Origin of the sequence: Streptomyces sp. NPDC059866 (genome assembly GCF_042731325.1) — a bacterium.
In the GTDB taxonomy this organism is placed as follows: Bacteria; Actinomycetota; Actinomycetes; order Streptomycetales; family Streptomycetaceae; genus Streptomyces; species Streptomyces flavusporus.
The window spans coordinates 1-21,720 of record NZ_JBHWJT010000050.1 but is presented as its reverse complement, the minus strand read 5'-3'; the positions used below and the strand labels follow the sequence as shown (position 1 = coordinate 21,720).

At 70.5% G+C, this 21,720-nt stretch carries 18 protein-coding genes and 3 pseudogenes; 12 read left to right on the top strand and 9 right to left on the bottom strand.

What is annotated here, in order from left to right:
• Positions 1-23: 23 nt before the first annotated feature.
• From ACFV7R_RS41765 to ACFV7R_RS41735, 7 genes and pseudogenes are all read right to left on the bottom strand, one after another.
• Complete coding sequence (locus ACFV7R_RS41765; protein ID WP_385274360.1) at positions 24-3,182, bottom strand: amino acid adenylation domain-containing protein; 3,159 nt, start codon at positions 3,180-3,182, stop codon at positions 24-26.
• Positions 3,182-5,689, bottom strand: a complete 2,508-nt coding sequence (locus ACFV7R_RS41760; protein ID WP_385274357.1) for a Pls/PosA family non-ribosomal peptide synthetase — start codon at positions 5,687-5,689, stop codon at positions 3,182-3,184. Before ACFV7R_RS41760 ends, ACFV7R_RS41765 begins: the two co-directional genes overlap by 1 nt.
• A 176-nt stretch (positions 5,690-5,865) precedes the next feature.
• Entirely contained in the window at positions 5,866-7,656 is a 1,791-nt protein-coding gene (locus tag ACFV7R_RS41755) for a pentapeptide repeat-containing protein (protein WP_385274355.1), read from the bottom strand.
• Positions 7,657-7,732: 76 nt separating this feature from the next.
• Positions 7,733-8,164, bottom strand: a complete 432-nt coding sequence (locus ACFV7R_RS41750; RefSeq protein WP_385274352.1) for a DoxX family protein — start codon at positions 8,162-8,164, stop codon at positions 7,733-7,735.
• Between the two features lie 171 nt (positions 8,165-8,335).
• The gene (locus tag ACFV7R_RS41745; protein WP_385274350.1) at positions 8,336-8,518 is read right to left on the bottom strand and encodes a hypothetical protein; all 183 of its coding nucleotides are present in this window, start codon (positions 8,516-8,518) and stop codon (positions 8,336-8,338) included.
• 67 nt (positions 8,519-8,585) lie between these two features.
• A pseudogene (locus ACFV7R_RS41740) lies at positions 8,586-9,143 on the bottom strand (AbfB domain-containing protein); the annotation flags it as partial.
• 38 nt (positions 9,144-9,181) lie between these two features.
• Positions 9,182-10,321: pseudogene (locus tag ACFV7R_RS41735) on the bottom strand (RNA-guided endonuclease InsQ/TnpB family protein).
• A 164-nt stretch (positions 10,322-10,485) separates the two neighbouring features.
• On the opposite strand from ACFV7R_RS41735, the gene tnpA reads away from it, so the two are divergent.
• The 5 genes and pseudogenes from tnpA to ACFV7R_RS41710 all read left to right on the top strand — a co-directional run bounded on the left by tnpA (position 10,486) and on the right by ACFV7R_RS41710 (position 12,549).
• Positions 10,486-10,914, top strand: coding sequence for an IS200/IS605 family transposase (tnpA, locus tag ACFV7R_RS41730; RefSeq protein ID WP_385274347.1), 429 nt, complete (start codon positions 10,486-10,488; stop codon positions 10,912-10,914).
• Between the two features lie 315 nt (positions 10,915-11,229).
• On the top strand, positions 11,230-11,394 hold the full coding sequence (rpmG, locus tag ACFV7R_RS41725) for a 50S ribosomal protein L33 (RefSeq protein WP_129798097.1): 165 nt from the start codon (positions 11,230-11,232) through the stop codon (positions 11,392-11,394).
• Between the two features lie 49 nt (positions 11,395-11,443).
• Positions 11,444-11,620: pseudogene (locus ACFV7R_RS41720) on the top strand (50S ribosomal protein L31); the annotation flags it as partial.
• 72 nt (positions 11,621-11,692) lie between these two features.
• Entirely contained in the window at positions 11,693-11,815 is a 123-nt protein-coding gene (ykgO, locus tag ACFV7R_RS41715; RefSeq protein ID WP_385274343.1) for a type B 50S ribosomal protein L36, read from the top strand.
• A 260-nt stretch (positions 11,816-12,075) separates the two neighbouring features.
• Positions 12,076-12,549 carry a helix-turn-helix domain-containing protein gene (locus ACFV7R_RS41710; protein WP_385274339.1) on the top strand — a complete coding sequence of 158 codons (474 nt, stop codon included), beginning with the start codon at positions 12,076-12,078 and terminating at the stop codon, positions 12,547-12,549.
• Here ACFV7R_RS41710 and ACFV7R_RS41705 read toward each other — a convergent pair.
• Positions 12,527-12,931, bottom strand: a complete 405-nt coding sequence (locus ACFV7R_RS41705; RefSeq protein WP_385274336.1) for a MerR family transcriptional regulator — start codon at positions 12,929-12,931, stop codon at positions 12,527-12,529. The two genes, ACFV7R_RS41710 and ACFV7R_RS41705, sit on opposite strands and share 23 nt — an antisense overlap.
• A gap of 416 nt (positions 12,932-13,347) precedes the next feature.
• Between ACFV7R_RS41705 and ACFV7R_RS41700 the strand changes: the two genes are divergently transcribed.
• A complete protein-coding gene (locus tag ACFV7R_RS41700; protein WP_385274333.1) occupies positions 13,348-14,856 on the top strand; it encodes a SulP family inorganic anion transporter in 1,509 nt (502 codons plus the stop codon).
• A gap of 464 nt (positions 14,857-15,320) precedes the next feature.
• On the opposite strand, the gene ACFV7R_RS41695 is transcribed toward ACFV7R_RS41700, so the two are convergent.
• Positions 15,321-15,455 (bottom strand): hypothetical protein, encoded by a 135-nt coding sequence (locus ACFV7R_RS41695; RefSeq protein WP_385274330.1) that lies wholly within the window; start codon positions 15,453-15,455, stop codon positions 15,321-15,323.
• Between the two features lie 242 nt (positions 15,456-15,697).
• Between ACFV7R_RS41695 and ACFV7R_RS41690 the strand changes: the two genes are divergently transcribed.
• From ACFV7R_RS41690 to ACFV7R_RS41665, 6 genes are all read left to right on the top strand, one after another.
• Complete coding sequence (locus ACFV7R_RS41690; RefSeq protein WP_385274327.1) at positions 15,698-16,477, top strand: hypothetical protein; 780 nt, start codon at positions 15,698-15,700, stop codon at positions 16,475-16,477.
• Between the two features lie 5 nt (positions 16,478-16,482).
• Positions 16,483-17,949, top strand: a complete 1,467-nt coding sequence (locus tag ACFV7R_RS41685; protein ID WP_385274324.1) for an NUDIX domain-containing protein — start codon at positions 16,483-16,485, stop codon at positions 17,947-17,949.
• A 270-nt stretch (positions 17,950-18,219) separates the two neighbouring features.
• The gene (locus ACFV7R_RS41680) at positions 18,220-19,554 is read left to right on the top strand and encodes a protein-L-isoaspartate O-methyltransferase (RefSeq protein ID WP_385274321.1); all 1,335 of its coding nucleotides are present in this window, start codon (positions 18,220-18,222) and stop codon (positions 19,552-19,554) included.
• Complete coding sequence (locus tag ACFV7R_RS41675) at positions 19,551-19,712, top strand: hypothetical protein (protein WP_385274318.1); 162 nt, start codon at positions 19,551-19,553, stop codon at positions 19,710-19,712. Before ACFV7R_RS41680 ends, ACFV7R_RS41675 begins: the two co-directional genes overlap by 4 nt.
• A gap of 52 nt (positions 19,713-19,764) precedes the next feature.
• Positions 19,765-21,147: a phosphotransferase gene (locus ACFV7R_RS41670; protein ID WP_385274315.1), complete on the top strand. Its 1,383-nt coding sequence runs from the start codon at positions 19,765-19,767 to the stop codon at positions 21,145-21,147.
• Between the two features lie 35 nt (positions 21,148-21,182).
• Positions 21,183-21,644, top strand: a complete 462-nt coding sequence (locus ACFV7R_RS41665; RefSeq protein ID WP_385274312.1) for a class I SAM-dependent methyltransferase — start codon at positions 21,183-21,185, stop codon at positions 21,642-21,644.
• Positions 21,645-21,720: the final 76 nt, after the last annotated feature.

Sequence of the window (21,720 nt, the reverse complement as noted above, 5' to 3'; positions counted from 1 at the left end):
GGTTCTCCTCGGGATGCGCGGATTCACGGCTCGGCCTGCGGGAAGGCGGCTCGGACCAGGGTCTCGGCGGCCTCCGCCGGGCGGGTGCGCAGGAAGTGGTGGCCGCCGCCGGGTACGTCCCGCACCTCGACGCGCTCGGCCAGGAAACGCCAGTCGCCGGGCGCCCGGCGGGCCATCGCCGTCTCGCCTGCCTCGCTGCCGGCTTCGACGTCACCGGGCGTGTCGGCGGCGACCAGCACGGTGACGGGGGCTGTCAGCCGCTCCGCGTCATGCAGAGGGCCGAAGGGGGACCGCACGGAGAGGAACACGCCACGGACCGGTACCCCGCGCTGCTGCAGGGTCCGGGCCGCTTCCACGGCCGGCCCCGCGCCCGAGCCGTCGCCCCACAGCAGGATGCCGGGCGCGCCGAGCCGGCTGGTCTCCGCGGCGACCCGTGCCGCGTCCGGCTGCGCGGCGATGTGGACCGTCAGTCTTCTGCCGTTGTCGCTGCCGCGCAGTGCTTCGGCCAGCGGCAGGAATTCCGCGCCGGTCCGGCCTGTGTCGGGGAAGCAGATCAGGGCGGCCAGCAGGGGGCCGTCAGGGGTCAGCAGAGGCCGCAGGACCCCCCGGGCCCCGGCGCCCGTTCGGGGCGGGCCCGATGTCCGGGTGTCGATGAGACGGGCCAGCTCGGCCAGCACCGGATGGCGGGTGAGGTCACGCAGAGAGATCAGGCGGTCCAGGGATACCGCGAGCCGGACGGCCGACAGGGAGGTGCCGCCCAGGTCGAAGAAGCTGTCGCCCCGGCCGATGCGGTCGGACGGCATGCCGAGGACCGTCGCGAACTTCTCCGCCAGCCGCTGTTCGGTCGGCGTCCTGGGTGCCTGGTAGGCGTCGCCGGCCGTGCCGAGTTCCTCCGCCAGCGCCGCGAGCGCCTTCGTGTCGGTCTTGCCGTTGGCCGTCAGCGGCAGGCGCGCCACCTGGTGGAAGGCGGCCGGGACCATGTATTCGGGAAGCAGGTCGCCGAGCCGCTCACGGACGTCCTCGGTGGTCAGGGTCTCCCCGCTCGTGTAGAAGGCGGCCAGTTGCCTGCCGTGCCCCTCCCCCGTCACCACCACCGCGCCGTCGCGGACGCCGGGGACCCGGAGCAGTGTGTTCTCGATCTCGCCGATCTCGACGCGGAACCCGCGGATCTTCACCTGCGCGTCCCTGCGGCCGAGGTACTCGAGCTTCCCGTCGGGCAGCCAGCGGCCGAAGTCGCCTCCCCGGTAGAGCCGTTGCCCCGGACGGTACGGATCGTCCAGATAGGCGAGCCGCGTGCGCTCGGCGTCGTTGACGTACCCGCGGCCGACGCAGACACCGGAGAAGACGATGGCACCGGGGGCGCCGAGCGGCACCGGCACCAGGTTGTCGTCGACGACATAGACGCGCACGTTGTTCACGGGCCGGCCGAGCGGGACCCGGTCGGCGGCGGGCGCGCGGTCCATCACCTCGTGGTTGGTGTCGTCGGACGTCTCGGTCAGTCCGTAGGCGTTGACCAGCCGGATCCCGGGCCCGACGGTGAACCATCGCTGGGCCAACTCGCTCTTGAGCGCCTCTCCCGTGACCGACACACAGCGCAGGTCCGGCAGGTCGCGCGGGGCGCGTTCGAGGGCGGAGAGGATGACGTCGAGGTACGAGGGCACGACCTGGAGGACGTTGACCCGGCGCTCGACGATCGTGTCGAGGAACCGGTCGGCGTCGAGGATCGCGTCCTGTTCGACGAGCAGGGTCCGGCCGCCGGTCAGCAGGCCGGCGAGCAGCTGCCACAGCGAGATGTCGAAGCACTGCGAGGCGGTCTGCGCCACGACCGTGCCCGCGCCGATGTCCAGGTCGTCGATCTTGGCGTACAGGTGGTTGAGCAGGCCCGCGTGCTCGCACATCGCGCCCTTGGGCTCACCTGTGGAGCCGGAGGTGAAGAACACGTACGCGAGCCGGTCGGCCGGCACCTCGATTCCCGGGTCGGTTCCGTCGGTGGCCCGCTCGGTGATGTCCGGGACGAGCAGCGTACGGGTGCCGGGCAGCACGTCCAGCGCCCGGTCCAGGTTCGTGGTGGCGCCCGGCTCGGTGAGCACGAACCGGCAGGCGGCGCGGGTGAGCATGGTGGTCATGCGCCCGGGCGGGTAGTGCGGGTCGACGGGGAGGTAGGCGCCGCCTGCCTTGAAGACGGCGAGCACGCCGGCCAGCCAGTTCAGGTCGCGCCCGGTCACCACCGCGACCGTGTCCTCGGGGCGCAGCCCCTGCGCCAGCAGGGCACGGGCCAGCCGGTTGGCCCGTACGTTCAGTTCGCCGTACGTCCACTGCCGGTCGCGGTGCACGGCGGCGACGGCGTCCGGGTGGCTGCGCACGCGCTCTTCGAACAGTTCGTGGCAGCGCCGGTCGGGCAGTTCCCGGCGCGGACCGGCGAGTCCGTCGATCTGGAACCGGATCTCCTCGGCCGACAGCAGACTGTGCCGGTGGTGCGGGGCGTCCGGGTCGGCGGCGATCTGTTCGAGTGCGGCGAGGTGGTATCCGGCGATCCGGGCCGCGCAGTCCGCGTCCAGCAGATCGGTCCGGTGGCGCAGGCGCACGACGCGGCGGCCGTCCTGCTCCGCCGCCGTCACCATGAGAACGGTGCCGTTCTCGCCCGCGGGCCCGCGTCCGGTCGGGTCGTACACGGCCTCGGGGCGGGGTGCGGTCCCGCCCGTGCGCGGCGGCGCGTCGGCCGACGAGCCGGTCCGGGACGACAGCAGCTCCGATTCGGCCCGGTGGGATGCCAGCAGCAGTTGGCGCCAGGTACCGGGCCCGACGGTCAACTGGACGGTCAGGGGCGTGGTGCCCGCCGTGGACAGGTAGCCGGTGCGGACGACGGGGTCGCCGGAGAGTGTGGCGAGCACCTTGGCGTGCGCGGCCAGGAACACCGCCGTGAGCGGCACGCCGAGTTCCCGGGCCCGCCGGTGCAGGGCCGTCGTCACCGCTGCGGGGACGGGCGTGACATGCTCGGCGGTGCCGGGCACCGGGGCACGGGTCCAGCGCGGTACGGCTGTGAAGCCGCCCTCGGCCGGTGTGCCGCCGACGGCGGACGCGGCGTCCCCGGCCTGTGCGGCGACGTCGGCCGTGGGTCCCCCGCCGGACCGTGCGTCGCCGCCGTGGGTTCGGTCGTCGGTCGGTGCCGTCGCCCTCGCCATCACCCCTCACCTCCGTCGCCGTCGCCGTCGAGGGCGGGACGAGCCGGATTCCCCGCCCAGCGAGCACGCTCGGGGACCACCTCGCCCTTCATCAGGAAGGAGTCCGCCGCCAGCACGGCACCGTCACCGACCTGCACGCCGTAGTGCACGAACGCTCCGACGCCGAGGGTGCAGCCGGAGCCGATCACGCTGCGGTCCGATTTGAACGTGGCGTCCTCCTGCGAGTGGGGCTGGACGACGCTTCCCGCGTTGAACGTGCAGCTGTCCCCGATCGTGACCATCCCGCGTTCGGTCACGCTGAGTCCGTCGTCGAACAGCCTGGTGCCGACGCTTGCGCCCAGCAGGCGCCACGCGAATCCCTTGAACGGCGTGCCGTTGAGGACCTGCACATACGTCTCCGAGGGAACTTTCCAGTACCGCTCACGCCGCCAGAAGCGGCGGTCGTAGATCGAGCAGAACAGCGGTCCCGGAGGGTGCAGTGCCGTCACGGCCCGCTCGACCAGGATGAAGTACAGGACGGTGAACGGCAGTGCGAGGGCGTTGGCGAGCGCGATGGCTGCCGTGCCCCACTGCGGGTAGAGACTCGCGGCGCACGCGAAGAGCAGGGTGATGCAGAAGAAGTACAGCCATCCCGCGAACAGGAACCACGCCATGGTGACGGCGTTGTGCCGGTTCTTGGCCGCCAGGCGGCGGCGCAGCCCGTTCCCGTTCGTCAGCTCGTCGAAGGTGCTGTCCCGCATCACCGACCGTGGGATCTCGAAACAGGGAGACCCCAGCAGTCCCACGTCGTGCCGGACCGGGCCGTCGACGGGGACCATCACCTTGGTCGCCAGGAGGCAGTTGTCACCGGTCCTGCCGCGCGTGGGGTAGGCGACCCGGTTCCCGAGGAAGTTGTGCGCTCCGATCGCGGTCCGCGACAGGCGGAAGGACGTGCTGGAGTAGTCGGCGTTCATCAGGGAGAGGCCGTCGGCGACCATGGTGCCCGTGCCGATCGCGCTCATGAACGGGCTCTCGTGCTTGACCCGGGTGCCGAAGTTCGACCCGGTCTGCTCCACGCGGGACAGGTCGTAACCGATCCAGCGCAGGTAGTGCACGATGCACGTGCTGTCACCGAACAGGCGGGTGAGGAACCTGCTGTTGGTCAGCAGGAGGATCGCCCGGTGCACGGCATGGTGGAAGCCGAACAGCGGATACGTCCGGCCCGGAGTGACGAACCGGGCGAGCAGCCGCGGGACGGTGGCCAGGACGACGAGGGCGGCGGGCACGGCGCAAGCAAAGATCACGGCCGTGACCACCAGCACGTCCACGTAGAAGGCCCAGCCGGCCGGGGACGTCTGCACCGGCTCCAGCGCCGTGTCTCCCTCCAGGATGCGGGAGAGCAGCACGTCAAGGCAGCCCACCGCCAGCGGCACGTACACCAGCACCGCGGCCGACAGCAGCAGGACTCCGTGGACCGCTCGCCGCAGGGTGCCGCAGCGGGCGGGCTCCACCGGCTGGAATTCGGCGTCCGTGGGCTGGGCCGGCGACCCGTGCCAGTGCTCGCCGTCCGGGACCTCCTGACCGGTCTGCAACGAGGAGGCGTGGCCCAGCTGGGATGCGTCGCCGAGGCGGCTGCCGATGTCCAGCACCGTCGCCTCACTGACGACCGCGTCCCGGCCCAGGGTGACCGGACCCGTCTCGATCACACCGTCGTGGGCGCGGTAGCAGTTGATCAGCGAGTCCTTGCGGACCACCGTGCCGTCGCCGATCGTCAACAGGTCGGTGCAGACAGGCACATTGCGCGAGAGGAAGGTCACCCCCCGTCCGATCCGGGCGCCCAGGGCTCTGAGGTACAGCGGGTACAGCGGCGACCCGGCGAGCAGCAGGACCGGACTCGACCGGATCAGCGTCTTGACCAGCCAGAAGCGGACGTAGAGCAGACTCCAGACGCGAATCCGCTGCGGTTTCCACCGGCCGATCAGCAGCCACTTCACGATCACGGGCAGAGCGCACAGGACCACCAGCAGGACGGCGCCGGACACAACGGACCTCAGGTAGGCCTGCAGCAGGCCGCTCCCGCCCGAGATCCAGTCGTAGCCGCGGGCGGTGACGACGGCGAGGAGGCAGGCGTAGCCGAGATAGCACAGCACTTGCAGGAGGCCGCAGAGCACGTAGTGGGGACGGCCCGTCGGTTCCGCCGGTGGCCGTGGCCGGGTGTCGGGGGCGGGAACCGGCGGCGCACCCGGAGCCGTGCCCTGAGGTGCGCCGTCCACCATCGCCGCCGACAGCGCGCTGATGGTGGGATACCGGTAGATGTCGCGCATCGACACCGACGGCAGGTCGGGCCGCTTCCTGACACGCGCGCAGAAGTGCGCCATGACCAGGGAGTCGGCCCCCAGATCGTTGAAGAAATGGCTGTCGAGCGGCACCTCATCGAGCTTGGCGACGTCCGCGAGCAGCCGGGCGAGCGTCTCTTCCCTCCCCGGGACGGCCGCGGTGCCCATCACCTCGAGCTGGTGTCCCGTCATACGCACTCCCTGGGCTGGCGGCGGCCGACCGTCCTGCTTGCCAGGTATTCGTTGCCAGGGAGACGAGGTATGAAGGCGCCGTGCACCTTCTTGCATCGTGAGCGCCCCATCTCGCCAGGTGACACCGACCACGGTGGCCCGGACCCAGCGCCCAGAGTCGGTGCAGCGGTCGCCGACTACCGTTTCACCCTGCTGCGCACAGCAAGGACGGCAAGGCCGAGCAGGGCCGGCTCCACCAGACGGGAGGCCATCTCCGTGTACGTGCCCGCCGTGGTCAGGTCCTGGCCGGAGGAGCGGAAGACCACCGAGTTGATCACCACCCGCATGGACTTCTCGAACCGCACGGTCGACATCCGCTGTGCATACGGCCCATGGGGATTGGCCGGATCGGGGGTGTCTGTGGTCATGGCGATGGTGCGGCCGGTGAGAGTGCCGGTGCTCTGCGGTTTCGGGTCGTCCTGCGGGAGGCCCCACAGCATCATCGCCAGCACAGTGGCGGTCATGGTCGCCAGCAGCCAGCCCAGGGCACGGGAGGCCCGCAGCCCGTAGCCGGACAGAGCCCAGTACGCGGCGATCAGGGCCCGCTCGGCGCGCGGAGTGCCGGGGTCGTGACGGCGCATCTCCATCTCGCCGTAGTAGAAGTCGGCCGCCCCCGGCTCGTCCTTGCCGTCCTCGAAGGCCTTGCGCAGCTGCCGGTACACCGGTGCCAGCGCGGCCGGATCCAGCACCGCCTCCCCCTCGGGCGCAGGGACCCAGCCATCCGCGCCGCGGGTACGGGTGGCACGCCAGTGGTGTTCTTCGGCCAGCGTCTGGCGCGGCGTGCAGCGCACCGGCCACACGCCGCGCCGTCGCAGCCCGGAGGGGGTGGGGGCCAACAGGCACCGGCCCTCCAGCCGCAACTGGTCGAGGTGGATGGTCCCGACGAAGAGGCAGTCGGTCAGGTCGACGTCGGTAAGGACCAGGTGAGCCGCGTCCACTCCCCGCAGTGATACGACCTGCACCGGAAGATCCGTCGAATCGGGTTCGGGCATCTCCAGACCGTTCACGATGAAGGGTCGGGCACGGGCGGCGATGCTCACCGGGTACTCCAGGACCGCGTCGCTCAGATCCACAGCCGTGTGGCGCAGCCGCAGCGCGGCGGTGGAAGCCCACCGTGTCCGCGTGCACTGCAGGGCCGCTGTCGACGCCTCGATGGTCACGGCACCGTGGAACACCGCCTCCGACACATCCAGCGTCCCGGCACACACCAGCGGACCCACCTGGGCGGTGCGCTCGAACACCGTGCTGTGGAAGAAGACGTTGCCGTTGAACGTCGCCCCGGCCAACGATGCACTCCCCCGGATCGTCGCAGCGGAGAGCCAGAGGTCGCCGCCGAACTCCATGTCGTCGAACCAGGCGTCGCCGCCGATCTCCGTCGCAACGACGTGGGTTTCACCGGCGATCTGCGCCTTCTGGAACAGCGCGTCACCGCCGACGTGCACCCGGTAGAAGTCGGCGTCACCGCTGATCCTGGCACTGACAAACCAGGCGTTGCCGCCGATCTCCGCGTCGTCGAACCTGGCGTCGCCGCCGATTTCCGTCCCGTAGAACCAGGCGTTACCGACGATCTCTGTCTCACAGAACGACGCGTTCCCGCTGATCTTCGCCCCGTCGAAGTGGGCGTCGCCGCTGAACCGCGCCGTGTCGAACACGGCGTTGCCCAAGTGGGGCTCGTCCGTTGCAGGGTCTGTGAGTGCGGCGAGCAGTTCGCTCAGCAGTTCTTCGGTGAACGACGTACCACGGTGATCGAGGTCAGCGCCGGGCTGCAACCCGGCGAGGTAGGCGGAGCGGTCGGCGTCGGTGAGATGGGCCAGGCAGACGGTGTGCGGCTCGACGATACGGCCACGACAGCCGGCGCCGTCCGCCCCGGAGCCGTGCACGCAGTACGGCCACACCTGTGTGGTCGGGTCGGCTGAGGTGGCAGTCACGTCGTGTGGGACGTGGAAGAACATGCGTCGGTTGCGGCGGGGCGCCCCATGTGGGCACTCCCGCGTGCACGCGGAGTCAGGCGGACGAAGGGCTGGGCTGTGGGGCATCTGCGGGGCGACGAGCGCGGAGCAGACCGCTCACCGACAGGGCTCCAGGCCCTGTGAAGACGAGCAGAAGAAAGGCCCAGCAGTACAGAGCCGGGCTCTCGCCGCCGTTCTGCAACGGGAACAGTCCATCCTTCTGGTGGACGGTGAAGTAGGCGTAGGCCATGGCGCCCGAGCTCAGGAAGGCAGCGGAACGCGTACCCATGCCGACCATGACGAGCACCCCACAGACCAGCTCGATCAGCCCGGCGTACCAGTAGGGCCATTCACCCGCGTCGGTCGCCTTGCGGCCCAGCAAGCCGAACACGGTCGCCGCCCCTTGACAGGCGAAGAGAAATCCGATCACGACACGAAACAGCCCGAGGGCCAGAGGTTGGTGACGGGTCAGCTTCGAGGTGTCCACCGTTGCTCCTGAGCTCCACAGAGACAGCTGTTGGGTGACCTGGCCACTACGGGCGCTGTGATCACCTTCAGTCGCTTGTACGTGTCCACGGGCTCCCCCGTTCACCTCACCTCAAAAGTTACCGATCGGATACAGCAGCGCTGCACAACAGGCATCGGGCAGGTGTGCCCCTCACCCCTTCACCGCGCCGGACGTGAGTCCCTGGACGAGGTGACGACTGGCGAAGGCGGACGGCACCATCGTGGGCAGGATGGTCAGCACGGCGGCCGCGGACATCGAGCCCCGGTCGACGTTGAAGCCGGAGATGAAGCCGTTCAGGGTCGTGGGGACGGTCTTGTTGCTGTCGCTGTTCATCAGCGTCACCAACAGGAACAGTTCGTTCCAGCAGCTGACGAAAGCGACGGGAGGGTCTCCGGCGTGGTCAGTACCCGACGGCGAAAGTGGCGTCGGCCCGGTCGGTCGCGGTGGACACGGGATCGATGCGCAGGGCGTAGTCGTAGTGCCTGATGTATCTGTCGGGGAAGTTGTGGGAGCGGAACGACGACCAGGACGAGTTCGCCAGCCCCGCCGTCCGGTGGAACGTGGCGTCCTGCGCGAAGGACGCCGTCCCGTCATTGACGTCCAGCCGCAGTGCGTAGCTGTAGTGCCGCAGGTAGCGGGTCGGGTAGTTGACCGACTGGAAGGACACCCCGGACGAGTCGGCGAGGCCCGGCACAAGCCTCCACTGCGCGTCGGTGTACGGGTCGAACGGATACGTGTCGATGCGCGCCGCGAAGCCGGCATGGCGGACGTAACGGGCCGGCTGGTTGTAGCACTTGATGCGGTGCCAGGCCGGAGCACCCCAGCGGGTCACGAGATTGTCGTACTCGGTGGCGGTGATGGGGTGGATGGTGCCGTGCTTGGAGTTCACCGGCTGCGTGTAGTCGCGCTGATCGAGCGGCGTCCAGGTGCCCGTTGCCAAGTCGCTGCTCTGCCAGGCTTGAAGTGCTCTCCCGGCTGAGGGCGGGAGATTCCCTCCTACCTTGTGGTGGCGGGCTTGACGCCTCGTGGGCGCCTGACGACTGCCCTTCCGGCAGCCGGGGCGAGCGCGAGGCCCGTCCGGTACAGGTGCAAGATGTTCCGGGCTGCGTTGTGGTCGGCGTTGCCCGACCAGCCGCAGCCTGGGTTCTTGCACACGAACACGGCCTGGGACTCGCGGCTGCCGGGTGTGGTGAAGCCGCAGGCGGAGCAGCGCCTGGAGGTGCCGGGGGCGGGGACCTTGTGGAGGGTGCCGCCGTGGCGGGCGGCCTTGTACGTCAGCAGGTGACGGTCCGGCCCCATGCCTCGCCGCTGATGGCGCGGTTGAGGCCGGACTTCTGCGCGACGTTCTTTCCCGGGTTCCGGGCGGTTCCCCTGGCGCTCTTGGTCATGTTCGTGATGGCCAGGTCTTCCACCACGATCACGCCGTAGCTGCGGGCGATCTCGGTGGTGGTCTGGTGCTGCCAGTTGCTCGCCCTGCGCGTGGCTGTCGCACGGAGGCTTGCGATCTGGTCGTAGGTCCGCTTCAGCCGGTTCGAGGTGCGCTCTCCCCGCTTGCGGAAGCTCTTGCGGTGCGCGGCGCGCTGCTCCAGCCGGAGCAGCTTGGCCTGTTCCTTCTCGGTCAGCCATGCTCCGTGGGTCTTGGCGGACCCGCCGGAGAGAGCCATCGGACGGTGACGCCCATGTCGATGCCCACCTCGGGGCCGGTGTGCGGCTCGGGTGCGGCTTCGAGGGTCTGGATGCGGAAGGCGATGTGCCAGCCGAGGGCATCCTTGATGAGACGGGCGCCGGTGATCCGGTTGTCGGCGCTGGCGTTCTTGCCGACCGGCAGGTCCTTGGTCCAGCGGAAGCGGACGCGGCCGACCTTGGGGATGTTGACCATGCCCCAGCGGCGGTGCACCCGCGTGATCTGCAGGTCGCGCCCCTGGGGGATGTCCACGCTCATCACGGACCGGATGCGGGCCTTGAAGCCGGCGCGTCGGCGCGAGCGTCCCAGCAGTTCCTCCACGCCTGGAAGTAGGTCTTCAAAACGGCCTGGGCGGCCTGGGCCGGGAGGACGGCAAGCCAGTCGATGTCCTTGCGGGCCTGGCGAATCGCCGCGTCCATGCGCGTGAGGGACCGCTGGCACTTCGGCGTCATGATCCACAGGTCGTGCAGCAGATTCCACGTGGTACGGGCGGCATGGGCCTGCGCATCGACGAGCCGAACCTGCGCAGGGCTCAGCGCCAGCCGGGCACGGTGCCCGAACTGCCGCTTCTCCTGTGCACGGTGCGTGGTCACGTGATCACTGCAGCATTTGGTTTATGTCGCCGCGCTGGAATCCAAATCCCGATGTGCGCACGGGCCGTCACGTCGTCTACCACCTGCATGTCCATTTGGTGTTCGTCACCAAATACCGGCGCGGCGTGCTCACCGACGCCATGCTCAGCCGGTGCGAGGAGATCATGCGGGAGGTGTGCGAGGACTTCGAGGCCGAGCTGAAGCAGTTCAACGGCGAGGACGGTCACGTGCACCTGCTCGTGCACTACCCGCCCAAGGTCCAGCTGTCCAAGCTGGTCAACTCCCTCAAGGGCGTCTCCGCCCGGCTGCTGCGCAAGGAGTACGACCTCCACGTGCGCCGCTTCCTGTGGGGTGGGCACTTCTGGTCCGGCTCCTACTTCGCCGGAAGCTGCGGCGGGGCACCCCTGACCGTCGTGCGCCAGTACATCGAGAACCAGCAGCACCCCGTGTGAGCTCTCCTGCTACGCAGCGATACCCCGGCGCTCCGCGCCGGGAAGCTGAGGATGCGCCTCACCTCCGCCCTGAAGGACGGAGCACCGCGCAAGATCAAAGGTAGATCCGCGCACGACCTGCCGGCGACATCCCGCCACAGGCGCGGGACGCCGGCCCGACCTCAGGCGCGGCCCGCGCCGGGTTGCGCGCGATGACCCGCAGGTGAGCGCCGCTTCCGTCGGTCGGGGAATGTCCCGGCACGGCCCGCTGTTCTACAACCTGACTGGCATGCACTGATCAAGGTAGTGCCTGTCGGTCGGTGAAAGGAGAGCCTCGTGGCACGCAGCACCGCGCGTCCCGTCGTCCGGCTGAGGTCGGCGGCCGGGACCGGTGTCACCTATGTGACGCGCAAGAACCGTCTGAACCACCCTGACCGGCTGGTTCTGCGCAAGTACGACCCGGTGGCCGGGCAGCACGTTCTCTTCCGCGAGGAGAGGTAGGACCAACGGCCTGCGCCGATCGGCGGAGGGCCCCGAGAAAGGACATCTCATGAGTCCGGGTGTCCATCCCGTCTCCCGCCCGGTCGTCTTCCGCGACCGGGCCGCGGGCGAGGTGTTCCTCATCGGCCCGACCGCCGACTCGCCGCGGGCGCTCGAGCGGCAGGACGGCAACGCCTACCCGTTGGTCGACGTCGAGATCTCCTCGGCGAGCCACCCGTTCCACACGGCATGACGGCCATGCGGCTCCGGGCCACCGCTCAGCGCGTCCGGAGCCAGCGGGCCCAACGAAAGGACATCCATGAAGGTGCGCAAGTCTTTGCGCTCGCTCAAGGCCAAGCCCGGCGCCCAGGTGGTGCGCCGTCGGGGCGTGACCTTCGTCATCAACCGCAAGGATCCCCGTTTCAAGGCCCGCCAGGGCTGAGCCTCCCCAGTCGGATGCGTCGACGGGCCGGTCTCCTTCCAGGGAGCCGGCCCGTCGCTGTCATACGCTCGATGTCTTCAGGGAGTCCGAGGGCGAGGCGGAGGCGGTGATGTTCTCCGGCGGAGAGATCGCCATCCACAAGCACATCCTGGACTTCATCGACCTGGCTCAGGCCCGCCCGATCAAGAACGTCACCCTCAACACGGCATCCGCCTCGCCACCGACCGGCGCTCGTCGCCGAGCTCGGTGCGCGCAACCGTGTGCCGGCCACGTCGGTCACCGTCTACCTGCAGTTCGACGGATTCGACGCGCGCACCCATCGTGAGATCCGCGGCCGCCGCCTCGCCGACCTCGAACAACGGCTGTACGGCAGCATCTTCAAGTCCGTCCCCCAGCGCGTCGCCACCACGCTGACAACCCTCGCCACCCGCATCGACACACCCGCCGGCAAACTCCGGCCGGGTGCCCGCCACCCCCAGATCGCCCTCACCCACCAGCAGCTCGCGGCGCCGGCCGGTACCTCCCGCGAGACCTGTACCAAGGTTCTGCGCGAGTTCACCGACCGCGGCTTGCTCCGCCTGGCCCGCGGGCGCATCACCGTGCAGACACAGCGCGCCCCGGTGGCATGGGGAATTCGCCGGAGCGGGCTGCCTGGCATCGTAGGGGCGCGCTGCCTCGCTGGACACCTACTCGGTCGCTGTGGCGGCTGTTTCAGGGCGTGGGAGTCCAGGTGAGGCGCTCCGCCAACGTTGCCGCGAACTCCTCCGCTCGGGACAGTTGGATGCGCAGGTCCTCGACCCGCTGCTGGGCGGCCTGCTCGAAACCGCGGATCCGGTCCAGCAGTTCCTCGCGTTCCTCGGACGGCAGTTCTTCGCCCGAGTCGAGGCGGTCGGTGGCCTCCAGCAGGGAACCCATTTCGTCCAAGGTGAAGCCGAGCGGCTTCATACGGCGGATGACCATCAGTCGGGCGACATCGGCCTCGGTGTAGAGGCGGAAGCCGCCCTGGGAGCGGGCGGAGGGGAGGACGAGGCCGGTCTCCTCGTAGTGCCGGATCGTGCGCAGCGACAGCTCGGTCCGTGCGGCGACCTCGCCGATCTGCATGTGCTCGCTGCTCACGCCGGGTGCCTTCCTCGTCTCTCGCCACGGCCGCGAACGGCCGCCGCCAATCTCTACTCTAACGTTAGGGTAGAGTCGCCCTGGTCCTGGGTCGGCTGCCTGCCGTGCCCGTTCCCATGGTGCGGGATGCCGTCCCGTGCCCATCAGCCGTGTCGGGGCCGACGACGCCCCCGGCGAAGACCGTAGTCCGCAGGAGAGAGCGTGCGCATGCCCATGATGCCCGGCGCCGCTGCCTGCCCGCCGTGACCCTTCGCCCCCCCAGCAGCGCCCGGTTCCCTCACGGATCGCTTCACTGCTGCCCACTGACTTCGGTCCGCCGCTCGCGGACTCGGTGGCCGGCCGCCCCGGCCTTCCACGCCTTCCTGCGCACCCGCAGTGATGCCGGGTGTGCCCGAGCACGACAGGTTCCTTACGTCTTGTCCTCCTCCGCACTGTCCCCCGCCGCGTGGATGCGCGGTTCCCGGCGTCCGTCCTGGCTGTCCGGTCCGAAGGTGCTGCGCACCGAGGTGCTGGCCGGTCTTGTGGTCGCCCTGGCGCTGATCCCCGAGGCGATCTCGTTCTCGATCATCGCCGGGGTCGACCCGGCGGTGGGCCTGTTCGCCTCGTTCACGATGGCCGTGACCATCGCGATCGTCGGCGGCCGACCGGCCATGATCTCCGCGGCCACCGGTGCCGTCGCCCTGGTCATCGCCCCACTGAATCGCGAGCACGGCTTCGGCTACCTCGTCGCGGCGGTCATCCTCGCCGGCGTCTTCCAGATCATCCTCGGCGCGCTCGGCGTCGCCAAGCTGATGAGATTCGTACCGCGCTCGGTGATGGTCGGCTTCGTCAACTCCCTCGCCGTCCTCATCTTCATGGCGCAGGTGCCGGAGATGACGGACGTGCCGTGGGCCGTCTATCCGCTGATCGCGGCCGGGCTGGCGCTGATGGTGTTCTTCCCCAAGGTCACCACGGTGATCCCGGCGCCGCTGGTGTCCATCACCATCCTCACCGTCCTCACGGTCGCGGCCGGGATCGCGGTGCCGACCGTGGGCGACAAAGGCGCCCTGCCGTCCTCCCTCCCCGTGCCGGGCCTGCCGGACGTGCCGTTCACCCTGGACACCCTGACCACCGTCGCCCCGTACGCGCTCGCCATGGCTCTGGTCGGTCTGATGGAGTCGCTGATGACGGCCAAGCTGGTCGACGACATCACCGACACCCACTCCTCCAAGACCCGTGAGTCCGTCGGGCAGGGCGTCGCCAACATCATCACCGGCTTCTTCGGCGGCATGGGCGGCTGCGCGATGATCGGCCAGACGATGATCAACGTGCGGGTCTCCGGTGCCCGTACCCGGCTGTCGACGTTCCTGGCGGGTGCGTTCCTGATGGTGCTGTGCATCGTCTTCGGGCCGGTCGTCTCCGACATCCCCATGGCCGCGCTCGTCGCCGTGATGGTCATGGTGTCGGTGGCCACCTTCGACTGGCACTCCATCGCCCCGAAGACGCTGAAGCGGATGCCGGCCGGGGAGATCACCGTCATGGTGGTCACCGTCGCCTGTGTGGTCGCCACCCACAACCTCGCCATCGGCGTCGTCGTCGGTTCGATCACCGCGATGGTCATCTTCGCCAAGCGCGTCGCCCACCTCGCCGAGGTCACCGCCGTCACCGACCCCGACGGCACCACCGTCGTCTACCGGGTCACCGGCGAACTGTTCTTCGCCTCCTCCAACGACCTCGTCGGCCAGTTCGACTACGCCACCGACCCCGCCAAGGTCGTCATCGACCTGTCCGCCGCCCATATCTGGGACGCCTCCTCCGTCGCCGCCCTCGACGCCATCGAGACCAAGTACGCCCAGCGCGGCAAGACCGTCGAGATCATCGGGCTGAACGAGCCCAGCGCCCGGATCCACAAGACGCTCAGCGGCGAACTCGCCGGCAGCCACTGACCGGCACACGCACACAGCCGAGGGCCGCGGAGGCACCACTCTCCGCGGCCCTTTCCCTTACCACATCAGTGGCCGGCGCGACGCCGAGCCCTGGACGCCGTAAGCCCTCGCACAGGCTCCGCCACCATGACGTGTCCCGAGCCGTACGCGCGGTGGCGGGCGGGCACGGGCGCAGCCCGGTGTTCGGCTTGCCGGACCGGTCGCTCTCCGCGATCGTGCTGGACTTACGAGGAGCGCTGCGTGCGTGATCCGAGGCATTCGCCTCGAGGAGACGCTCAAGGCCGTCGACGCCTGGGCCCGCGACTCCGACTACCGGGTGCGCCGCCTGGCGAGCGAGCCCACACGCCCCGGCTCCCCGGATCCATCTCGCCGCTTCACCCGGAGACCACCGAACTGCGCGACGGCGACGTCCTGGCCTTCTCCCCTGGTCTCTCGGCGACGGATACGGCGAGGCTCCACGTGTGCTACGTCATCTCCTCGACGAACCACACGATCCGGCCCGGAACGCACTCACTCGCGATCCAGGTCAACGGCCGACGGTTCTCCCCCGTGAAGTTCGAGATGGCCACTGTCCGCAGCACCGCATCACCGCTGTGCATGGACGCCCGGATGCGTTGCCGGCCGGCGGAACGGCGGAACCGTCGTTGCCCGGCCATCGGCGTTTCGGCCAACCAGTGCTCACCAGCGGCCTCTTGCGGGGCAAGGGTCCGTGCACTGCACACCTGCCGTGAACCGCTCACTACCGGGGTTCACAGACCGTCCGAAAGACATGTGTTCGAAACCGGGCGGCGGTCGTTGAGCCAGACGACACAGCCGCGAGCGTCATAGAGGGGGAGCGACGTTGACATCGTTCGGACCACGCCGCAAGGGGAAGCCGGGCATTCGGACCACGGCAGCGGCCGACGGGATCTCGGACGCCGAGTACGAGCTGTACGGGGGCCGGCTCCGGTATGACCGGTCCTACGGGCACCATGAGGGCCCGCTGACACGGCTGGGGTTCGGGCGGATGGCAGCCGCGCTGCCGCGCATGGTGGGCATGGTGTTGCGCACGGGCTGGCAGACGGACCCGCGGGCGCCGGCCGGGGTCGTGGTGGCCCGGCTCGGCCAAGGTGTGACGGCCGGCGGAGGGCTGATGGCCGTCAACAGCGTCCTCACACGGCTGTTCGCCGACGGCCCGAACGCGGACAAGCTCCGTGACGCTCTGCCATCGCTGGTGATGCCGGCCGTCGCGGCGGTGGCGACGGCGCTGCTGTCGGCATGGTCGACGGCCATGTCCGGGCGGCTGGAGCCGCAGGTGGAGCGGGCGGTCTCCGCGCGGTACTACACGGCCGTCACCCACGTCGAGGTGGAGGCCACCGAGCGGCCGGACGTCCAGCGGGTGCTGGAGGCGGGCAAGTTCGGCACCGACTCCGCCCGCAGCATGCTCCGGCTCTCGGTGGGCGTGGGGAACCTCGTCATCGGCATGGCGGCGGCCGCCGTCGTCCTGGCGTCACTGCACTGGGCGCTGCTGCCGATGCTGCTGGCCATCGCCCTGCCCAAGGGATGGGGAGCGGTCCGCTCCGCGCGCCGCGACTACATCTCCCCCCTGACCGTGCGAGCAACCCCCCCGACCGTGAGGTGACGTCCGTGCCGCCCAGCCATTCCCCCATCCGCAGGACCGTCGAGACGTATCTCGCCCGCCACCCCGGCGAGCGCGACGCACTGGCCGGGCTGCTGGCCGCTTTGGACGGCAGTGCCGATGCGACCAGCCGCGCGACGCTGCCCGCTCACATCACCTGCAGCGCGGTCGTCGTCGACCGCGACCGCCGGGTGCTGCACATCCGGCACCGGGCAACCGGCGGCCTTCTGCTCGTGCCGGGCGGCCACGTCGAGGCCGGTGACCGCACCCTGCTCGCCGCGGCGCTGCGCGAGGTGGCGGAGGAGGCCGGGATCCAGCCGGGTGACCTGTGCCTGACCCCGCAGGCCCTCGGCGAGCCGATCGACATCGACATCCACGACATCGACGCCGGCCCCGCCAAGGGCGAGCCGGCCCACCGGCACTATGACTTCCGTTTCGTGTTCCATCTCGCCCGCGAGGAACCACCGGTAATCACCTTGCAGGACCAGGAGGTGTCCGGCGCCGAGTGGCTTCCGTTCACCGGCATCACCTCACCGACGTTGCGCGCCAAGCTCCTTGATGTGCAGCTCGACGGACAGCCAGAGCCGGTGAACGCGTCCGCGCTGATCCATGACGGCGCGGGCCGCTACCTGCTCCATCTGAGGGACTATGTGCCCGGCATCTGGGAGCCGGGGGCGTTCGCGCTCCTCGGCGGCGGCCGGGAGGCGGGCGACCACTGCCTTGAGGACACTCTTCGGCGGGAGCTGTCCGAGGAAGTCCCCGGGCTGCGACTGGCGGATCTGGAGCCGTACGCCGTGGAGAAGGCCACGAGCATCGACGGCCTTTCCGTGCCCGTCCAGGTCTTCGCGGGCCGCTGGCACGGCAACCCCGACAGTCTCCGGCTGCAGGAGGGGGTACTGCTGCACTGGTTCACTCCCGACCAGCTGGACCGGCTGCGCCTGCACCCGTCGACCCGAGACCTGATTCACCGGCACGCAGCCCAGCACGGCCGGGCCGGCCGGCCGGTCGACGGGCAGCCGGTGTGGGAAGGGGACGGCCGGACCGTGCTGAACGGCGTCGGCGTCCACCTCCATCTGGAGGACGGCGACGGCCGGGTGCTGCTCGGGCTGCGCCACCCGGATGCCAAGTACGCAGGGAACACCTGGCATTTCCTGGCGGGGCGCTGCGAGCAGGAGTCCGCGGTCGCGTGCCTGGTGCGGGAAGCCCTGGAGGAAGCGGGGCTGGTCATCGCCCCTGCGGATGTGGAGCTGCTGCATGTCGTGCACGTCGTGGACGCCCCTGGTGGACGGCCGCTTGTGCAGATGGTGTTCCGGGCCCGGCGCTGGAAGGGCGTCCCGGAGGTCCGCGAGCCCGACAAGTGCCTCGCCTGGCAGTGGTGGCCGCAGGAGGCATTGCCGGAGCCGATCGTCCCCTACACCCGGGCGGCCATCGCCGGTATCGCCGAAGGCCGCGCCTACACGGAATTGGGCTGGTGACCGGGGTGACCGCGTGCGTCGTGGACGCGAGTCGGCGGGGCCGGGCGGCCCGCTCCACGAACGCTCTCGCGGCCTGTCTGCCCGCGGCGACTGAACCGGTGCTGCGCCTGCTCCCCGCTGCGCACGCTGCGGCAGATGCCGGACCCACCGCCCGACCCGCCCGGCCCGTCCGGTGCCCCTGTGCGGTCGCCGCTCGCACCCCGGCCGGCCGTGCCCAGCCCTGCACGCACCGAGGATGCCCGGCAGGACCGCTCGCCGGGAGGCGATGACGTGAGCGAGTTGTCGAATGCGACGGGCGGGCCTCCTGCTGCTCCCGCCCCGCCCAACCCCCTGGAGTTCGCCCTGGTGTCCGACCCCACCGTGCACGAAGTCCCCCTCATGCCGCCGGAGTCCGCCGTCGACGACCCCGGGGCCGGGACGGCCCGGGCGGCGATGGTCGCCCGCCTCGAGGGCAGCAGCGAACTGCGCCCCGGCCCGGTGCGTGAGGCCCTGCTGGCACTGCCGCGCGAGGTGTTGATGCCGCAGGCGTACGTGCGGCGCTCGGCGCCCGACGAGACACCGCCGTACTGGGATCTGCTGGACTGGTCGCAGCCGGGCGACCGGGACGAGCTGCTGCGTCTGCTCCACAGCGGGGACAGCGTGGCGATCCAGCATGACGGCGAGCCGATCCTCGGCCGGATGCCCCGTTCGCGCTCCGGGGGTGCCATGACCGCGATGTCGAGCACGATGGGCATGACCGCCGACCTGCTCCAGCAGCTGGACCTGCGGCCCGGTCAGCAGGTGCTGGACGTCGGAACGGGCGCGGGCGTGACCGCCGCGGTGGCGTGCTTCGTCTGCGGCCACGACCGGATCGTCACCCTCGACGTCGACCGGCACGTCAGCGAGGCTGCGCGGGCCCGGCTGTTGAAGCTCGGCTACCGGCCCGTCGTCGCGACCGGCGACGGCACCGCAGGATGGCCCGACACGGCGCCCCATGACCGGATCTTCGTGTCCTTCGCCGTGCCCCGGGTCCCGACGGCCCTGGTGGACCAGCTCGCGCCGGGCGGGCGCGCGCTGATGACTCTGGGGACCTCTTCGCCGTCCTGGCCGGGCCTGGGCGTGGTCACCAGGACCGAGTCGGGGACGGTGGAGGGCACGCTGGCCGCGGTGGAGTTCGGGCACCGCGGCGGCTGGGGTTTCGACCGGCTGTTCCTGTCCCGCGAGTTCCGCGACCGAATCGCCGCCTCGGCGGGCGACTGGACCCAGCGCACCCGGCTGGAGCCCCCGGCGGACACCGCCCGGGGCATGTGGCTGGCCCTGGACCACCACCACAAGGGTCTGGTCCGTCACTTCGGCGCCGAGGACCTGACGATCGGCGCACCGGAGTGCGGTTCGTGGATGCGGGTGCGGCCGGCTGGCTACCGCCGCTGGGACGTCACCGTCGCCGGACCGCGCGACATCTGGTCGGAGATCCAGGACGTCGCCGCCCGCTGGCGGGCGGCCGGATCGCCTGAAACCTACCGGCTCCAGATCGGTGCCGACGGCACCCAACGGGTGACCAGTGTCTGCGGCGCCCTGTCCTGGACCCTTCCCGCTCCCAGTCGCGACCACGGAGATGCACGGTGACCTATCCCGACGAGCCGTTCCCCCGCCTCACTCCCGCGGAAGAGGCCCTGTTCGGCACGGCGGCCGCCGACTACGCCCGCTACCGGCCGGGCCTGCCGGATGCGACCGTCCGCCTCCTCGCCGCCGCCCCAACACGTATGCCCGCGACGGTGTTCTGAGGGAGGACGCTGTGTTCACCGTGCTGCTCGCCCGTCGCCCGGGCAGTGCCGCATGACCGGCGCGCAGCGGCACACCGAGCCGCTGGACGTGCACCTGATCGCCATCCGCGACAGCGAAGCCGGGCCGCAGGTGTTGCTGTCCCGGCGGGCCGGCACCGTGTACGCGGCAGGCTGCTGGCATCTTCCATCCGGCCACCTGGACGGACCGGCCGAGGACGTGGTTGCCGCTCTCGTCCGGGAGACGTGGGAGGAGACCGGCGTCCGCGTCGACCCTGTGGATGTTCTCGCGGCCGTCACCGTGCACCACCGCTCCCCCGGCGGCGGTGCGCGCGTCGGGTTCTTCTTCGAGGTCCGGAACTGGCAGGGCACGCCGCACGTGAGGGAGCCGGACGTGTGTGACGCCATGGGCTGGTTCCCGCTCGACGCCCAGCCTGAGCCGATGGTCGCCTACTGCCGGGCCGGCCTGGACGCCTACCGGGCCGGAGCCCGGATGGCAGTGCACTTCCAGGAACCCGGCGATCCGATCGCCTACGACCCGGCCGCCGACCGGCTGGTCCTGGTCCCCGGCAGCGGTACGGACGACGCCGCCCCCGAGGGCGCGGTGCGCGCCTTCACCGAGCGGGCGGTCGGCCGGATCACCCGTTGGACGGATGCCTCCTGGGCGCGGGAGGCAAGCCGGGTGTGGCAGGCCCGCGGCGCCGAGGGCGGAACCTGGTTCGTCAAAGTCCACCAAAACGACCGCTTCCACCAGCGGGAGGTGACCGCGCTCCGCACCTGGGTTCCCCGGCTCGGCACGGCCGCGCCCCGCCTGGTGGCCGCCGATGCGTCGCTGCGGGCCGTCGTCCTCACCGCGGTGGGCGGCCGGTCCCTGCACGGCGCCGTCCACCCGCCCGAGCAACAGCGGCGGATCTTCTACCAGATCGGACGGCTCGCGGCGGCCATCCACCACAGCGCCCCGGCCCGGCCAGACACCGGCACCCTGCCTCTGGGCAAGCTGGAGCGGCATCTGTCCGGGGCCCGCGCCCACCTCGCCCCCGGCGACGAGGGGTTCATCCGCGTGATGGCCGAGAAGGCCACCAGTCTGCCCGCCCTGGAGAAGCGGCCCACGCACGGCGATTTCCAGCCGCGGAACCTGCGCTGGGACGACGCCACCGGCACCTTGTACGTGATCGATTTCGAGCGCAGTGAAGAAGGCGCGGCCGTACGCGACTTCGTGCGGCTGTCCGATGCCTGGAGCGGGCGGCCGGACCTGTTCGACGCCGTGATGGACGGCTACGGCCGCCCCCTCGCCCCGGCCGAAGAAGAACATCTCGCCATCCTCTCGGTGCTGGATGCCGTCTCCGGCATCTCCTACGGCGCCGCCAACGGCGACCCGGAGGTCGTCGAACGCGGGCGCCGCACCCTGGCCCGCCTCCGCACTGCAGAACGCCCCTGAACACCACACCGCCCACCGCACGAAGGAGCAACACATTGACGTACGTCGCCCGCGACCAGTGGGAACAGCACTATGCCGACGGCAAAGGGTTCCGGAGGCTCGGTGAGCGCGAGCGGGCACTGCTCGCCGAGCACACCCCCGTCCCCGACGGCGGCGGCAGGGCACTCGATCTGGGCTGCGGCACCGGGGAGTTGGCCGCCTTCCTCACCTCCCTCGGGTATGAGGTGGACGCCGCGGACTTCGCCGACAGCGCCCTGGACCGTGCCCGCGGCGAGCACGCCGACGTCGAGCACGTGCGCTGGCTGCGTCTGGACATCGAGCGCGACGACCCGGCGGAGCTGCACGAGGACGGCTACGACCTGATCACCCTCCGGCTGATGTATCCGTTCCTGCGGGACCGCAGCCGCGTGCTGCACAGGCTGGGTGAGCGGCTGCGGCCCGGCGGCGCGCTCGTGGTCATCACGCCGGTGGTCGAGCACACCGTTCCTAAAGACTGAGCGGGAGTGAGTCCTGTTGCCAGGACTCATGCTCAGCCGAACGCCCCGAACGGTGTTGGGCGTTCTGGTCGACCGC

Excerpts from the sequence above, each read along its gene's own strand:
- ACFV7R_RS41765 (WP_385274360.1), bottom strand. The coding sequence starts at position 3,182 with ATGGCGAGGGCGACGGCACCGACCGACGACCGAACCCACGGCGGCGAC.
- ACFV7R_RS41760 (WP_385274357.1), bottom strand. The coding sequence starts at position 5,689 with ATGACGGGACACCAGCTCGAGGTGATGGGCACCGCGGCCGTCCCGGGG.
- ACFV7R_RS41745 (WP_385274350.1), bottom strand. The coding sequence starts at position 8,518 with ATGAACAGCGACAGCAACAAGACCGTCCCCACGACCCTGAACGGCTTC.
- tnpA (WP_385274347.1), top strand. The coding sequence starts at position 10,486 with ATGTCGCCGCGCTGGAATCCAAATCCCGATGTGCGCACGGGCCGTCAC.
- ykgO (WP_385274343.1), top strand. The coding sequence starts at position 11,693 with ATGAAGGTGCGCAAGTCTTTGCGCTCGCTCAAGGCCAAGCCCGGCGCC.
- ACFV7R_RS41695 (WP_385274330.1), bottom strand. The coding sequence starts at position 15,455 with ATGCACAGCGGTGATGCGGTGCTGCGGACAGTGGCCATCTCGAACTTC.
- ACFV7R_RS41670 (WP_385274315.1), top strand. The coding sequence starts at position 19,765 with ATGACCGGCGCGCAGCGGCACACCGAGCCGCTGGACGTGCACCTGATC.